General features: G+C 67.4%; 14 protein-coding genes. 7 read left to right on the top strand and 7 right to left on the bottom strand.

What is annotated here, in order from left to right:
* Positions 1 to 279, bottom strand: a 279-nt coding sequence (locus HPC46_RS06085) for a transposase (RefSeq protein ID WP_179467820.1), incomplete at its 3' end; no start/stop codon positions are given.
* Between the two features lie 440 nt (positions 280 to 719).
* Here HPC46_RS06085 and HPC46_RS06080 point away from each other — a divergent pair.
* From HPC46_RS06080 to HPC46_RS06070, 3 genes are read left to right on the top strand one after another with little or no spacing between them, the layout of a single operon-like run.
* Entirely contained in the window at positions 720 to 2,249 is a 1,530-nt protein-coding gene (locus HPC46_RS06080) for a sodium:solute symporter family protein (protein ID WP_179467818.1), read from the top strand.
* Between the two features lie 21 nt (positions 2,250 to 2,270).
* The gene (locus tag HPC46_RS06075; RefSeq protein WP_179467816.1) at positions 2,271 to 2,618 is read left to right on the top strand and encodes a hypothetical protein; all 348 of its coding nucleotides are present in this window, start codon (positions 2,271 to 2,273) and stop codon (positions 2,616 to 2,618) included.
* A complete protein-coding gene (locus HPC46_RS06070; protein ID WP_179467814.1) occupies positions 2,615 to 3,934 on the top strand; it encodes an LLM class flavin-dependent oxidoreductase in 1,320 nt (439 codons plus the stop codon). Before HPC46_RS06075 ends, HPC46_RS06070 begins: the two co-directional genes overlap by 4 nt.
* A gap of 1 nt (position 3,935) precedes the next feature.
* Here HPC46_RS06070 and HPC46_RS06065 read toward each other — a convergent pair whose 3' ends face one another.
* From HPC46_RS06065 to HPC46_RS06050, 4 genes are all read right to left on the bottom strand, one after another.
* Complete coding sequence (locus HPC46_RS06065) at positions 3,936 to 4,394, bottom strand: MPT63 family protein (protein WP_179467812.1); 459 nt, start codon at positions 4,392 to 4,394, stop codon at positions 3,936 to 3,938.
* An 84-nt stretch (positions 4,395 to 4,478) separates the two neighbouring features.
* On the bottom strand, positions 4,479 to 5,639 hold the full coding sequence (locus HPC46_RS06060) for a hypothetical protein (RefSeq protein WP_179467810.1): 1,161 nt from the start codon (positions 5,637 to 5,639) through the stop codon (positions 4,479 to 4,481).
* 157 nt (positions 5,640 to 5,796) lie between these two features.
* Positions 5,797 to 8,349 (bottom strand): FHA domain-containing protein, encoded by a 2,553-nt coding sequence (locus HPC46_RS06055; RefSeq protein ID WP_179467808.1) that lies wholly within the window; start codon positions 8,347 to 8,349, stop codon positions 5,797 to 5,799.
* 31 nt (positions 8,350 to 8,380) lie between these two features.
* Positions 8,381 to 9,580 (bottom strand): NADH:flavin oxidoreductase, encoded by a 1,200-nt coding sequence (locus tag HPC46_RS06050; protein ID WP_179467806.1) that lies wholly within the window; start codon positions 9,578 to 9,580, stop codon positions 8,381 to 8,383.
* Positions 9,581 to 9,649: 69 nt separating this feature from the next.
* Here HPC46_RS06050 and HPC46_RS06045 point away from each other — a divergent pair, with 69 nt between their 5' ends.
* The 4 genes from HPC46_RS06045 to HPC46_RS06030 are packed head-to-tail and all read left to right on the top strand — an operon-like array spanning position 9,650 to position 12,998.
* Positions 9,650 to 10,498 carry a bifunctional methylenetetrahydrofolate dehydrogenase/methenyltetrahydrofolate cyclohydrolase gene (locus tag HPC46_RS06045; RefSeq protein ID WP_179467804.1) on the top strand — a complete coding sequence of 283 codons (849 nt, stop codon included), beginning with the start codon at positions 9,650 to 9,652 and terminating at the stop codon, positions 10,496 to 10,498.
* A gap of 20 nt (positions 10,499 to 10,518) precedes the next feature.
* Positions 10,519 to 10,824: a DUF3017 domain-containing protein gene (locus tag HPC46_RS06040; RefSeq protein ID WP_050950435.1), complete on the top strand. Its 306-nt coding sequence runs from the start codon at positions 10,519 to 10,521 to the stop codon at positions 10,822 to 10,824.
* 57 nt (positions 10,825 to 10,881) lie between these two features.
* Positions 10,882 to 11,493 carry a TetR/AcrR family transcriptional regulator gene (locus HPC46_RS06035; protein ID WP_179467802.1) on the top strand — a complete coding sequence of 204 codons (612 nt, stop codon included), beginning with the start codon at positions 10,882 to 10,884 and terminating at the stop codon, positions 11,491 to 11,493.
* Complete coding sequence (locus tag HPC46_RS06030) at positions 11,490 to 12,998, top strand: FAD-dependent monooxygenase (RefSeq protein ID WP_179467800.1); 1,509 nt, start codon at positions 11,490 to 11,492, stop codon at positions 12,996 to 12,998. The genes HPC46_RS06035 and HPC46_RS06030 overlap by 4 nt, the downstream gene beginning before the upstream one ends.
* Here the strand turns inward: HPC46_RS06030 and HPC46_RS06025 are convergent.
* Both HPC46_RS06025 and metX read right to left on the bottom strand, forming a co-directional pair.
* The gene (locus HPC46_RS06025) at positions 12,995 to 13,729 is read right to left on the bottom strand and encodes a class I SAM-dependent methyltransferase (protein WP_179467798.1); all 735 of its coding nucleotides are present in this window, start codon (positions 13,727 to 13,729) and stop codon (positions 12,995 to 12,997) included. The two genes, HPC46_RS06030 and HPC46_RS06025, sit on opposite strands and share 4 nt — an antisense overlap.
* Complete coding sequence (gene metX / locus HPC46_RS06020) at positions 13,726 to 14,865, bottom strand: homoserine O-acetyltransferase MetX (RefSeq protein WP_179467796.1); 1,140 nt, start codon at positions 14,863 to 14,865, stop codon at positions 13,726 to 13,728. The genes HPC46_RS06025 and metX overlap by 4 nt, the downstream gene beginning before the upstream one ends.
* Positions 14,866 to 14,868: the final 3 nt, after the last annotated feature.

Raw genomic sequence — 14,868 nt, 5'->3', positions numbered from 1 at the left:
CAGCAGCCAGTCCGGGAAGTACGAGCCCTGCCGCAACTTCGGAATCGCGAGATCCAGTGTGCCTGCCCGAGTGTCGAACTGACGATGACGGTAGCCGTTGCGCTGGTTGGTGCGCTCGGTGCTGCGCTCGCCGTATCCCGCACCGCACAGCGCGTCGGCTTCTGCGCCCATCAGGGTGTGGATGAACGTGGCCAACAACTCGCGCAGCACGTCGGGATGGGCGGTGGTGAGTCGTTCAGCCAGCACGGTGGGCAGGTCGATATCGTGGGCAGTGGTCATCGCGTTGATTCCTTTGCTCGAGTGACTTTCGCGGGTCTCTCGAAGAATCACGCGATGACCTTCATTCATCCGGCTACGACACGCCGGTACCGCTGATCAGGTCCGACTCGTACACCACTCTGCTGGACGCAACCAACTCTGGACGCCCGCTTCCCGCAACTGGGGGCGCTGCCGCCCAAGGAGTATCTGCGGACAGTCACCCGAACCGGCAGCGCACCGGACATCGTTGCCCAACTCCGGGAGGACCCCGCGCTCTTGGGGTTCGTCACCGACTTCTTCCCGACCACCGGGCTGTTCCCGTCCGTCCGGACAGGCACTGCAGGAGCGGATCTCGACGTCGATCGATTGCGACTCTTCGCCGAGGAGATCGCGCCGGAACTCGGTTGGAAACCGGCGGCTTCAGGCCTTACCACCTCGTCACATCTATAAGGAGACCAGCCGTGCACTTCGAATTCATCCAGCAGTCAGGCGCATTGGGGTATGCGCTGCTGTTCGGTCCGGGCATTGTTCTGTTGCTCATCGCCCTCGCCGTGAAGGGCGCCGTCAAGACGACGCACAACTTCGTGATCTCGGGCCGCCTGCTCGGCTTCGGGTTCGGGGTGGCCTCGCTGATCTCGGTGTGGACGTGGTCGATGGCGGTGATGCTGTCATCGGCTCAGGCCTACACCTGGGGCACCTCGGGCCTGGTCTGGTTCATCGTGCCCAACGGGCTCGCCGTGATCATCATGGTGCCCTTCGCCTTGAAGCTTCGGCAGAAGATGCCGTCCGGGTACACCCTGGCCGAGTTCATCCGCGCGCGGTTCCAGAACACGATCAGCAGTGTGGCGACCCTGGTGTTCCTGCTCGGTGCGCTGCTCGGCGTCATCATGATCAACCTCGCCGGGCTGGTGCTCGTGATGAACAAGATCTTCGGGCTCACCCCGATCGGCATCGTCGTCACCGGCATCGTCGTGGTCACCGTCTACTCGTACTTCGGTGGGCTGACGACATCCGCGGTCACGGGCACGTTGAACACCCTGCTCCTCGGCGTGGGATCGTCGGTGGTCGTGCTGTTCGCCCTCGCCAAGGCAGGCGGCGCAGAGCTGGTCTTCAACAGGGTCGAGGCACTTGGTGACCAGCACCTGAACCCCTTCAACCCGGTTACCGCCGCCAGCTTTGGTCTCGCCCTGGCGCTCGGGCTGCTGACGAACGTCATCGCCGATCAGTCTTTCTGGCAACGTGTTTGGGCGATTCGGCCCAAGGATCTCGGTCGCAGTTTCTTGTGGGCGGGCGTCTGGTTCTACCCCATTCCGTTGGCGCTCGGCCTGCTCGGCTTCATCGGCGTCGCCTACGGTGTGACACCCGAACAGCTGGGCTCGCTGGGAGCGGGGGCGGTCGGCCCGCACGTCATCGCCAGTCTCGGGCTGCCGGTGTTCATCGTCGCCCTGTACACGCTGGTCGTCGTCAATGCGTGCTTCGCGGCGATCGACGGAGCCCTTTCCGGTGTCACCTCACTGGTCGCGGTCGACATCGTCCATCGGTACTGGCCGAAGGTGTCCGAGCGCAAGCTGCTGACCATCACCAAGACCAGCATGATCGTGGCGGCCGCTATCGCTGGTGGTGTGGTGCTGACCGGCATCGACTACGTGAATCTCGTTACCACGGTGTACTTCTACGGAACCAGCCTGCTCATCCCGGTGACCCTGAGCATCTTCTGGTCGCGGATGACCGGGACGGGGTACGTCGCGGGCGTGCTGGCGGGTATCGCGGTCGGAGGACCACTGCGGGAGACGCTCGGGCCCACCTACGGACCGCTGTTCGGCATCATCGGCTTGATCGCCGCATCGGCAGTCGTGTCGATCGTGGTGAGCTTGCGCGCCCGCACCCGGTTCGACTTCGACAGTCTCGCCGAACGTAAGGGTGCACTGCTGGAACGTGACACCGCGACGAAGTCCGCTGCCGTCGAGCCCGTCGTCGCCGGGCAGCAGTAACCGCCGCAATAACGAAAGGCAATGGTTGTGACCCTCTTTTATCTTGGCGCGGGCATCGGCTTGATACTCGCCGTCGTCTACCTGATCGTCGGCACGCGCAGCTTCCTGCGGATCCGGCGAGAGTTGGCAGCCGGCACGGCGATCGACGCACTCGAAGAAGAACTCGACTCGTCGGAAGTAGCACTGGTCCCGGGTTTCACATGGAAGGCCACCCTGGCGGTATTGACGTCGTTCGTCTTGCTGGTGGTTGCGTCCTACAGCGGGGTCTTCTGGTACGTGCTCGCATTCAGCGGCCTCGGTACCGCCGCAGCGGTGATCGTGGCGTTCATCCTCGAGTTGCGCGGTGACCGGGCGGGATCCGTCGCGTGACGAAGAAGAAGGCGCACCTGCTGGGCTTCGTGCAGCACGGTGTGATGAACCACGCATCCACCATGTGGGCGCATCCACGGGACAAGGTCGGCTACCACTGGTCGCGGCCGGAGTACTGGCGTGATCTCGGAAGGACCATGGAGCGTGGCCTTTTCGACGCGATGTTCATCGCCGACGAACTCGCGCCGTACACCACCTACAAGGGCAGTTCGGATCCGGTGGTGAAGTTCGCGGGACAGTGTCCGGTGCACGAGCCTGCCAGCGTGGTACCGATCGTGGGCGCTTTCACCAAGAACCTCGGCATCGGCATCACGTTGTCGACGTCCTTTGTGCCGCCTTACATGATGGCGCGCCAGCTCTCGACATTGGATCACCTCACCGGCGGGCGTGTCGGCTGGAACATCGTCACCTCGTACTCCAAGAGCGAGTTCCAGGCGATGGGCAAGCAGAACCTGACACCCCGCGACAAGCGCTACGAGGTGGTCGAGGAGTACATGCAGCTGCTGTATCAGCTGTGGGATTCCTGGGACGACGACGCGATCGTCTACGACCGGGAGAACGGCATCTTCGCCGACCCCGCCAAGGTGCGCGAGGTCGACTTCCAGGGCGAGTTCTTCCAATCCAAGGGCCGTCACTTCGTCGCGCCGTCGCCGCAGAAGCGGCCGGTGCTGTGGCAGGCCGGATCCTCGGAGCAGGGCCGCGAATTCGCGGCCAAGCACGCTGAATCCGTGTTCGGCATCTTCCCGACGCCCAAGAGCATGCGGGCCTATGCCGACGACATCCGCACGCGCGCCAGCGATGCCGGCCGCGATCCGGACGCGGTCAAGCTGATCTACGGCCTTCAGACCGTCATCGACCGGGACAAGGGCCGCGCCAACGACCGCTACTCCGAGTTCGTCGAGAAGGTCCAGATCGAGAGCGCACTCGGAATCCTTTCCGGCCACACCGGATTCGACTTCTCCACGCTCGGCCTCGACGACAATGTGGTCGACGCCGACGTGCAGGGCATCCGCGGGCTGTTCGACGCGATCCTGGAGGCCAAGGACGGTGCCCCGGTGACGGTGCGCGAGGCCGCGCAGATCTACGGCGTCTCGATGGGCGCGCCGGTGGCTGTCGGTACTCCGTCCGATGTCGCCGACCAGATGGAGCAGTACCTCGACGAGGGCGGCTGCAACGGCTTCATGATGCTGGCCACGGACACGCCCGGCTGCTTCAACGACATGACCGAACTGCTGGTGCCCGAGCTGCAGCGGCGCGGCCGCTTCCGAACCCGATACCCCGGCACGACGCTACGAGAAAGCCTGCAGGAGTACTGAGTTACTTCCAGACCAGCAGGTCCTCGACGCCGTTGTTGTAGACCACCTGGGTGGGCGCGGGCCCGGTCACGTCGAAATACAGCTTGCCCCAGGACGAATCGCCCTGCTGGAGCGTCGCGCCACTGATGCCCGCCGGCGTGGCGGCCTGCCACAGTACCGGATAGTTGGTGCCATTCGCGGCGCGGGTGTTGAACTCCGGAATGATCGGCGTCACGGAGCCTTTGGCGGCGCGCACCTTGGCGGTGGCCTCCCACAGCGTGCCCGCCAGCGGGTAGCCCGGGACGGTGTCGGTGCTGGGCTTGAGATCGCTGATCTTCCAGATCGTGATCACCGCACCGCCGTTGTCGACTAGGTGGCCCCACCCGCCGAACTTGTCGACGCTCGGATCGGCCGCCGCGGTCGGCGCCGACACGATCGACAGGCTCACTGCTGCGGCCAGCGCCGCCGCTTTCATCCTCATGCGCGGCACGCTATGGACACTGGATGAACAGCGGTCAACCGCGACACCAATTCCAGTTGCGCTGCATCTCAACGGGAGCTGGCCTCAGGCGTGATGACCGATCCCCGAACGACCGCTGCGGCCGGTGCTGCCGTTGGTGGTCGTTCCCGACGTGCTGGTCGCAGTGCCCCCGCTTCCGCCCTTGCCGCCGGCGGCGAACAGGCCGCCGGGGCCGCCTGCACCACCGTTGCCGCCAACGGCGGGCTGGTCGACGGTTTCGGCGTCACCACCCTTGCCCCCGGCGCCGCCCGGTGTGCCGATACCACTGCTGCCGCCCGTGCCGCCATCGGCGGCTGTCACACGTCCGCCGGCCGTTTCGGCTTCCACGTTGCCGGCCTTGCCGCCGGCTCCGCCGGCACCGACGAGGGTTGTGCTGCCGCCGTTTCCGCCCCTGCCTCCGGTCGCCGTTGCGGTCCCGGTGTGGCCGAAGCCGCCCGCCCCGCCGGTACCGCCTGAGCCGATGGTGGAATCGCCGCCGTTACCACCAGCGCCCGCGGTGGCTGTCCCGTTCTCCGCGTAGGCAAATCCGCCGCTGACGTAGACCCCCGAGGGCTCCATATAGGCCGAGCCGCCGTCGCCCGAAAGCAGGCCACCACGACCACCGTTACCGCCCACACCGCCGACCGCATGTACCGCGGGTGACGGATCACCCGTGGTTCCGTCGTTGCCCCAACCGCCCATACCGCCGGTGCCGACCAGGCCCGCAGCTCCGCCGTCGCCGCCGTTGCCGCCGACCGCGCTTCCCAGAAAAGTGAGTGCCCGACCAGCGTTGCCCCCGTCGCCGCCGACGCCCGAGATCAGCCCGCCCCGGCCACCTTTTCCGCCGTTCGCACCGGTGGCTCCAGGTGATGCCGTTACCAGCGCGGGGACCGGTGTGCCGACATCGTCGCCGCCCCGGCCGCCGTTGCCACCCTTGCCGAATAGCCCTGCGGCGCCGCCCTTTCCACCGGCGGTCGCCGCGTTGAGCAATGTACCTGTCAACGGGTCATAGTGTGCGTCGATGCCACGCCCGCCGTCGCCACCGTCGCCCAAAAGTAAACCCGCACGGCCACCGGCGCCCCCGAGCGCGCCGTCGCCGCCCTTGCCGACCAGAATCCCGGCATTGCCTCCTTTGCAGGGTGCGCTACACGTAGCCGGGTCGGCATCGGCGCCGTCGCCGATGAAGAACCCGACGAAATGGGTGATGTCAGAACTGAGCGATGTCAACGCGATCGCTTCGGATCGGATTACTGGAGCTGGTGCGGCGTTAACTGGGGCCGGTGTCATGGCGATCATTGCGCCGACTCCGATGAGTGCGATCGCCGGTGAAACAGACAGGCGCGAAGTGAGCAGCATGCGCCATGATCGCACCGGACGCGGGCTGTTACGCGCTCTTCAGCCGAATCTTCCAGCGCACCAGGCTCAGATAGCCGACGCACAGGGCGCCCAGCATGCCCATGTCGAACCACCACGCCGACGCGGTGTGATGCCAGTGTGAGTCCTTGGGCGTCAACGGTCCGGGCACCAGTGTGATCAGGTCGATCGTCGACGCCGACGCCGCGAAACCCCAACGGGCCGGGGTGATCCACGACAGCTGGTCGAGCACGAGGCGCCCGGTCACCGGGATCATGCCGCCGGAGAACACCAGCTGGCTCATGACCGCTACCACCAGCAGCGGCATGATCTGCTCGTTCGACTTGGCCAAGGCCGACAGCGCCAAACCCACCATCGCCGCGGTGACGGTCGTCGCGGCCATCACCACGAACAGCTCCAGCGTCGGGCTCAGGAACGTCAGCGACCCCTGTGTCGGACCGCCCTTGCCCGCAACGGTGATCGCGGTGACGATCGTCGATTGCACGATCGCGAAGACCGCGTAGATACAGACCTTCGCCAACAGGTAGGCCGTGGTCGACAACCCGACGGCCTGTTCTCGGCGGAAGATCGGTCGCTCACCGATCAGATCGCGAACCGTCAGCGCCGTCCCCATGAAGATCGCACCGACGTTCAGCAGCACCAGAATCTGGCCGGGCTCATTGGGCGCGTCACCCATCGGATCGGGCTTGCCGAAGCCGACGGTCCCCGGCACCGACAGCGACAGCACACCCATGATGAACGGCAGCAGCGCCAGGAAGATGAAGTAGCCACGGTCGGAGACGATCAACCGCATCTGCCGTCGCGCAATCGTGGAGAACTGCCGCAGCAGGCTGGTGTGCGTCGGCTCGCCCATGTTCGACGGCGCCTCTTGCGGCGGCGGTAGGGGGGCAGGCCCGGTCTGCTGCAAGTAGCGCTGATGGGCGGCGTCGGGATCGCCTGCCACGGAGCTGAAGATGTCGGCCCAGTTCGTGGTGCCCATCGCCGGGCCGATCTGACTCGGCGGGCCGCAGAACGCCGTCTTGCCGCCCGGTGCCAGCAGCAGCACCTGGTCGCACACGTCGAGGTAGGTCAGCGAGTGCGTGACCACCAACACCACGCGGCCGGCGTCGGCCAGCTGGCGCAGCATCGTCATGACCTGACGGTCCAGCGCCGGGTCCAGACCGGAGGTCGGCTCGTCGAGGATCAGCAGCGACGGTCCGGTCAGCAGCTCCAGAGCCACCGACGCGCGCTTGCGCTGCCCGCCGGACAGCTTGTCCACCCGGGTGTTCTGGTGCTGGGTCATCTCCAGCTCGGCGAGCACCTGGGCCACCACCTGCTGGCGGTCTTCCTTGGTGGTGTCCGGTGGCAGCCGCAGCTCGGCGGCGTACATCAGCGCCTGGTTCACGGTCAGCTGGCCGTGCACCACGTCGTCCTGCGGCACCATCCCGATCCGGGAGCGCAGCGAGGCGTACTCGGCGTGGATGTTGTGACCCTCGAAAGTGACTGTGCCACTTGTCGGATGGGTGTAGCCGGCGACCAGTCGCGCGAAGGTGGACTTACCCGCACCCGACGGGCCGATCACCGCGGTCAGGGTGCCCGGGCGCGCCGTCAGCGAGATGTTGTCCAGCAGGGTCTTGTTGTTCTCGATCGTCCACGTCACCGCGCGCACGTCCAGACCGCCGGTGGCGGTGGCCGCCTCGGTCTCGGTGCGCCGGGCCAGCGTTCCGCCGGCGAACACCAGGTCGACGTTGCCGATTGTGACGGTGTCGCCCTCGTTCAGCATCGCGGTGTCGACCCGGGCGCCGTTGACGAACGTGCCGTTGATGCTGCGGTTGTCGACGATCTCCGTGCCGCCCGGGGTCGGGATCAGCGTGGCGTGGTGGCGCGACGCCAGCACGTCGGGGATGACGATGTCGTTGTCGGTCGCGCGGCCGATCTTGATACCGCCGGGCGGCACATCGCTGGGTGCGCCGGGGCGCAGGATCCGCAGCATCGACGTCGCGAGGTTCGAGGAGCCGGCCGCGGGCTTGCCGACCGCCTGGCGCAGCTGGGTCGGCGCCGTCGCCGGCGGCGGCGCGGCCGCTCCCGCCCCGGTGGGCGGATGGTAGGTCGGTTGCGCCCGCTGATATGTCGGCTGCTGCTGCGACGGCGGCTGCCACGAGCCCGCGGTCGCCGGGCCGCGGGTCGGCTGCGCCGGCCACGACGGCGAGGAGGGCGGGGCGGCCAGACGCACCGAGGAGGTCTGCGGTGGACGGCCCACCGAACCCTGGGCGCGGCCCAACCCGAAGCTCAACGGCGGCCCGTCGGGATTGCCCACGTTCACCGTCATGCCGTCGGTGATGTCGACGGACGGCACCCGGCGGCCGTTGACGAACATGCCGTTCAGCGAGCCGTTGTCCACCGCCATCCACCGGCCGTGGTCATAGCGCAACACCAGGTGAGCACGGGAGATCAAGGGGTGGGCGATGCGCACGTCGGCGCGCAGGTCGCGACCGACCACAACGTCGTGGCCTGCGGCGAAGGTGCGCTCCGACCCGTCGTACCGAACTGTCAGAACGGGCGCGGCTGGTCGACTCATCGCCACCAACTCTATCGGTAACGACGCCGACGGCCCGTCAGGCTGGACCGCCGGTCACCACACAAAGAGTCCGCGAGTAGATGGTCGGCATGCATTTGTTGCAGTGCGTACACAGCGACTGCACAGAATGCGCTTCGCCGTCGGCCTGGATGCGGTTGAGCAGGTCCGGCTCGGCCAGCAGGGCTCGGCCCATCGCCACGAATTCGAAGCCCTCGGCCATCGCGCGGTCCATGGATTCGCGGTTGGTGATACCTCCGAGCAGGATCAGCGGCATCGTCAGCTCCTTGCGGAACTGCGCGGCGTCACGCAGCAGATAGGTGTCCCGGTAGGGGTACTCGCGCATGAATTTCTTGCCGGTCATGCGCATGCCCCAGTTCAGCGGCCACTTCTGGGCGCCAGCGAATTCCTTCACCGGGGCGTCGCCGCGGAACAGGTACATCGGGTTGAGCAGCGAGCTGCCCGCGGTGAGTTCGATGGCGTCCAGGCCGCCGTCCTCCTCCAGCCACTTGGCGGTCTGCAGCGCTTCCTCGATCTGGATGGAGCCGCGCACCCCGTCGGCCATGTTCAGTTTGGCGGTCACCGCGATCGGGGCCGGGCCGAGGCGTTCCACCTCGCGGCGCACGGCCATCACGATGCCGCGGGCCACCTTGGCCCGGTTCTCCAGCGACCCGCCGAACTCGTCGGTGCGCCGGTTGATCATCGGCGACAGGAAGGAGCTCGCCAGATAGTTGTGGCCCAGGTGGATTTCGACGGCGTCGAATCCGGAGTCGATGGCGAACCGCGCCGCCGCAGCGTGGGCGGCGATGACGTCGTTGATGTCGTCTTTGGTCGCGTGCTTGGCGAACTTCATCGACAGCGGGTTGAAGAACCGGACCGGGGCCAGCGCGGTGGCCTTGTTCGAGCGGGCATTGGCGACCGGGCCGGCATGGCCGATCTGCGCGCTGATCTTCGCGCCCTCGGCGTGGATCGCGTCGGCGAGTCGCTGCAGGCCGGGTACGGCTTCCGGGCGCATCCAGATCTGCCCGCCGTTGGTGCGGCCGCCCTGGCTGACCGCGGTGTAGGCGACGGTCGTCATGCCGATGCCGCCGGCGGCGACGGCGCGGTGGAAGGCGATCAGGTCATCGGAGACGACGTCGTCGGGGGTGCGGGCTTCGAAGGTGGCCGACTTGATCGTGCGGTTGCGCAGGGTGATGGGTCCGAGTTGGGCCGGGCTGAACACATCTGGCGCACTGTTCATGACCGCAGCTGACCACGCTGTGAACAGTGCTGTCAACGGCGGCGTTCGGTCAATGGAACAATACGGTTCGTGGTCGCTATCACCCTGGACGGCAAGCTCACCCGTGACGAGATTTTCGTCGATCTCACCGACCGTGTGGCGGCGCTGACCGCCGCCGGACGCACCCCGGGACTGGGCACGGTGCTCGTCGGTGACGACCCCGGTTCGCACGCCTATGTGAAGGGCAAGCACTCCGACTGCGCCAAGGTCGGGATCACCTCGATCCGCCGCGATCTGCCCGCCGACGTGAGTCAGGCGCAGCTCGACGACACCCTCGACGAGCTCAACGCCAACCCCGAGTGCACCGGCTACATCGTGCAGCTGCCGTTGCCGCGCCACCTCGACGAGAACGCCGCGCTGGAACGGGTCGACCCGAACAAGGACGCCGACGGGTTGCACCCGACCAACCTGGGCCGGCTGGTTCTCGGCAAAGAAGCGCCGCTGCCGTGCACCCCGCGTGGCATCGTGCATCTGTTGCGTCGCTTCGACGTTCCGATCGCAGGCGCGCACGTGGTGGTCATCGGCCGCGGGGTGACCGTCGGCCGTCCGCTGGGTCTGCTGCTGACCCGGCGCAGCGAGAACGCGACGGTGACGTTGTGCCACACCGGAACTCGTGACCTTCCCGCGCTCACCAAGCAGGCCGACATCATCGTGGCCGCCGTCGGCGTGCCGCACATGCTGACCGCCGAGATGGTGCGGCCCGGTGCGGCCGTCGTCGACGTCGGGGTGAGCCGGGTCGACGGAAAGCTCACCGGCGACGTGCATCCCGATGTCTGGGAGGTCGCCGGGCAGGTGTCGCCGAACCCCGGCGGGGTGGGTCCGCTGACCCGGGCCTTCCTGCTCACCAACGTCGTCGAACTGGCCGAAGCGGCCCGGTGACCGCTCGTGCGAAGCGCCGACTGCCGACCCGTGCGGAGGCGGCGGCCTTCACCGCGCGTGTGGTGCGTTCGCAGTGGCCGATCCTGAGCGTCGGGGTGATCTTCGTGGTCGCCTTCGTTCTGGTGGCGGCGGAGTTCTGGCGCCGCGGCTCCCTGCTGATCGGCATCGCGGTCGGCGTGGCCGCGGTGCTGCGCCTGGTGCTGTCCGAGGAGCGTGCCGGTCTGCTGGTCGTACGCTCCCGCGGCGTCGACTTCGCGACGATGACCACGGTGTGTGTGGCGATGGTCTACATCGCGTCGACGATCGATCCGCTGGGCACGTCATAATTTCTGCCCGGCAGGCAATCTTGCACGGTAGGCAACTTTAGGCGTACGGTGGCCGGCATGAGCCAGGGGCTGCGCGAGCGCAAGAAGGCCGACACCCGAAGAGCGCTCAGCGATGCCGCGCTGCACCTGACCTTCGAACGGGGTCTGGAGAACGTCACCCGGGAAGCGATCGCCGAGCGCGCCGGGGTCTCGCTGCGCACCTTCAACAACTACTTCGCCGGCAAGTACGAAGCCATCGCCTACCGCCAGCTCGAACGAATGCGGCGCAGCCTCGCGGCATTTCGGGGACGGCCCGCGCGTGAGCCGTTGTGGACGGCCATCACCGAATCGGTGCTCGCCCCTCTGCTTGCCGAGATGGGCGAAGACTATGCACCGACACGCAAACAGCTCGACCAGCTCGTCGAGCTGAGCATGGCCATCGAAGTGCGCAACGCTCTGGCCAAAGACCTGATGGCCGAATGGATCGACGCGATCGCCGAACGCACCGGTACCGATCCGGCCCGCGATATGTATCCGCGCCTGGTGGCCGCGAGCATCCGCGCTGTCGCCGAAGCCGCCATGGACACCTACATCGCCTCTGACCCGCCCGTTCCGATCGTCGGCCTGATGCGCCGAGGCTTCGCCGACGTCGTCGCCGGACTACCCGAACCGAAAAGGAAGTCGTCATGAACGACGTCGACATCGTCATCTCCGGAGCCGGGCCCAACGGCCTGATGCTGGCCTGCGAACTGGCCCTGGCCGGCATCACCCCGGTCGTGCTCGACGCACTGCCCGGTCCCAGCGATGAGCCGAAGGCCAACGGGCTTGTCGGACAAGTGGTTCGGTTGCTCGACATGCGCCGGCTCTATAGCCGATTCACCGGGCTCGCCGACCCGCCGCAGCCGGCGGCAGGCTGGATCTTCTCCGGCATGGCGTTGGATTTTGCCGGCATGCAAGACAATCCGATGTATGCGATGGCGATCTCGCAGCCGAAGCTGGTTCGCTTGCTCGACGAACGTGTGCGAGAGCTCGGCATCGAGGTCCGCTGGGGTCACGAACTCACCGGACTGGACGCATCCGACGACGGTGTCCGGCTGACGATCGCCACGGAATCCGGTGTCTACACCGAGACGGCGTCGTATCTGGTGGGCGCCGACGGCGGTCGCAGCTTCGTCCGCAAGAGTGTGGGCATCGATTTTCCCGGCGCGACGTCGCCGACGGTCGCCCGGCTGGCCCACGTGGTGGTGCCCGACGAATACCGGCGCGCCGACGGTGGTCTGGACGTGCCGGGCTTTGGCCGAGTGGCGTTTGGCCACAACAGGTTCGATCGCGGCATGGTGATCTACGCACCGTTCGAGGCGGACCGCTCCCTCTTGGGCACCATGGAATATGGCACGTCGACTGATGTCGAGGAACCCATGTCGCTCGATGAGCTACGGGATAGCCTGACCCGCGTGCTCGGTACTGAACTGCCGGTGGCCGAGCCGCACGGGCCGGGTCCGCACGCGCTGCGGCGCATCAACGGACAGAACACCCGGCAGGCCGAACGCTATCGGGATGGCCGGGTGCTCCTGGTCGGGGACGCCGCTCACGTGCACAGCGCGATGGGCGGCCCCGGGTTGAACCTGGGTATGCAGGACGTCTTCAATGTCGGCTGGAAGCTTGCCGCCGTCATCAACGGAACCGCACCCGATACTCTGCTCGACACGTATCAGGCCGAGCGCTATCCGGTGGGGGAGCGGGTGATGATGCATTCGATGTCGCAGATCGCGCTGATGGCTCCCGGGCCCGAAATTGCCCAACTCAGAATGCTTTTCACCGAGCTCCTCGACATCCAACAGGTCACCCGCCATATGGCGCGACTACTCGCCGGCTCCGATGTCCGCTACGACGTCGGTGACGACCATCCGCTCTCCGGCTATCTGGTGCCCGACCTGACGCTCGACGACGGCAGCCGGGTGGCCGGCCTGCTGCACAACGCGAGGCCGGTCCTGCTCGACCTGGGCGGCGGTGCGGCCGCGGCCGGGGCGAAACACTGGGCCGATCGTGTCGACATCGTCGAGGAGCACCTCGAAGGCGGGCCGGCGGCGCTGCTCATCCGGCCCGACGGCTATGTCGCCTGGGCCGCAGACGATTTCGGACCTGCCGAGGCGCGCACTCTGCACACGGCACTCGCGCGCTGGGTCGGACCCTAACCGCCGAGCGTCGCCCGGATCCCCACCGTGATGTAGGGCAGTGCCAAGCCCGTCGAGTTGGCCAGCGCCGGATGGGAGTTGAGCAGCTCGCGAACCTCGGCCAGCGTCTGCGTGCGCACCGCTGCCGGCTGAGTGATGCAGTAGCTGCGGGAGGCCACCAGATCGATCAGCGCCTGCGGTGTCAGGTAACTCGTCCACTCGACGTGGTGGCGGGCCAGGTCGGTGAACGGTTCGGGCAAGGTGACCGAATTGTTGAACGGGTCGTCCTCGTGGCCGATGATGCGCCCGAGATCCTTGACCCAGCCCAGCCTTTCGTCCCGGGTGTTCCACACCAGCCCGAGCCGGCCGCCCGGCCGCAGCACCCGAGCCACCTCGGCGACCGCCTGCTGAGGGTCGAACCAGTGCCAGGCCTGCGCCACCAGAACCGCATCGACGCTGTTGTCGGGCAACGGAATCTGCTCGGCGGTACCCAGCAGTGCGGGGGTGTCGGGCAGCGCCGTGCTGAGCAGCTCCAGCATCTCGGCCAGCGGGTCGACCGCCACCACATCCAGTCCGCGCTCCACCAGGCGGGTGGTCAGCTTGCCGGTACCGGCGCCCAGGTCCAAAACGTCGCGCGCGCCGGGCGGCAGCAGCCAGTCGATGGCCTCCGGTGGATACGACGGGCGGCCGCGCTCGTAGGCGGCGGCTTCGGACCCGAAGGACAGTGAACGTTCCCGCCGCGCCTCGGTCACGGGGTGCGGGAACCTTCGCCGCCGGCCAAATCCAGTGTCCGGCGGATCAATTCGCCAACGGCTTCGGTCTCGACCAGGAACCCGTCGTGGCCGTAGATCGACTCGACCACGTTGAGCCCCGAGCAGTTCGGCAGCAGGGCCGCCAACTCCTCCTGCAGGCGCAGCGGATAGAGCCGATCCGAGGTGATCCCGCCGATCACCGTCGGCACCGGGCAGGACGACAGGGCCGCGGCCACACCGCCGCGCCCGCGGCCGACGTCGTGGTTGGACAGCGTCTCGGTCAGCGTCACATAGCTGCCCGCGTCGAACCTTTCGACCAGCTTGGCGCCCTGGTACTCCAGATAGCTCTGTACCGCGTAGCGACCGCCGGCCAGCGTGTTCTCGCCGTCCTGGGCGTCGTTGCCGAACCGGTCGTCCAGTTCGGCCTCACCGCGATAGGTCAGGTGGGCGAACCGGCGGGCCAGCTGCAGCCCGACGTCGGGATTGCGGCCGGTGCCGTGATAGTCGCCGTCCTGCCAATTCGGGTCGGCCTTGATCGCCGCGATCTGGGTGCTCTGTGTTCCGATCTGGTCGGCGGTCGCGCGACCGCCGACGGCCAGGACCAGCGCGGCCCGCACCCGCTCGGGGTAACCGACCATCCACTCCAGGGCCCGCGCGCCGCCCATCGAACCGCCGACCAATGCGGCGACGTCGGTGATGCCGAGCGCGGCCAGCGCGGCCACGTCGGCGTTCACCTGGTCGCGCACCGTGATGATGGGGAACCGCGAACCCCACGGCTTGCCGTCGCGGGCCAGCGAGCTGGGTCCGGTCGAGCCGCGGCAACCGCCGAGCACGTTGGTGGCCACCGCGCACCAGCGGTCGGTGTCGATCGGTGCGCCCGGTCCGGCGACGCCGTCCCACCAGCCCGGGGTCGGGTGGCCGGGACCGGCGGGCCCGGTCAGATGCGAGTCGCCGGTCAGGGCGTGCAGCGCCACCACGACGTTGTCCCGGTTGGGGGAGAGCTCGCCCCAGCGTTGTATGGCGATCGAGACGTTCTCGATCACTTCACCGCTTTCCAACCTCAGCGCGCCGATGTCGACGATGCCGATCTCACCCTCGGCGGGCAGGGTCACTGTGCGCTCATCGCTGATGGTCATGTC

Source organism: Mycolicibacterium vinylchloridicum (assembly GCF_013404075.1).
Lineage (GTDB): Bacteria > Actinomycetota > Actinomycetes > Mycobacteriales > Mycobacteriaceae > Mycobacterium > Mycobacterium vinylchloridicum.
Note: the sequence above shows the minus strand (reverse complement) of the source record. Positions and strands in the feature narration are given on the sequence as shown.

Bases quoted from the DNA above. Each gene is read 5' to 3' on its own strand.
- HPC46_RS06075 (WP_179467816.1), top strand. From the start codon at position 2,271: ATGGTTGTGACCCTCTTTTATCTTGGCGCGGGCATCGGCTTGATACTC.
- HPC46_RS06065 (WP_179467812.1), bottom strand. From the start codon at position 4,394: ATGAGGATGAAAGCGGCGGCGCTGGCCGCAGCAGTGAGCCTGTCGATC.
- HPC46_RS06050 (WP_179467806.1), bottom strand. From the start codon at position 9,580: ATGAACAGTGCGCCAGATGTGTTCAGCCCGGCCCAACTCGGACCCATC.
- HPC46_RS06035 (WP_179467802.1), top strand. From the start codon at position 10,882: ATGAGCCAGGGGCTGCGCGAGCGCAAGAAGGCCGACACCCGAAGAGCG.
- HPC46_RS06030 (WP_179467800.1), top strand. From the start codon at position 11,490: ATGAACGACGTCGACATCGTCATCTCCGGAGCCGGGCCCAACGGCCTG.
- metX (WP_179467796.1), bottom strand. From the start codon at position 14,865: ATGACCATCAGCGATGAGCGCACAGTGACCCTGCCCGCCGAGGGTGAG.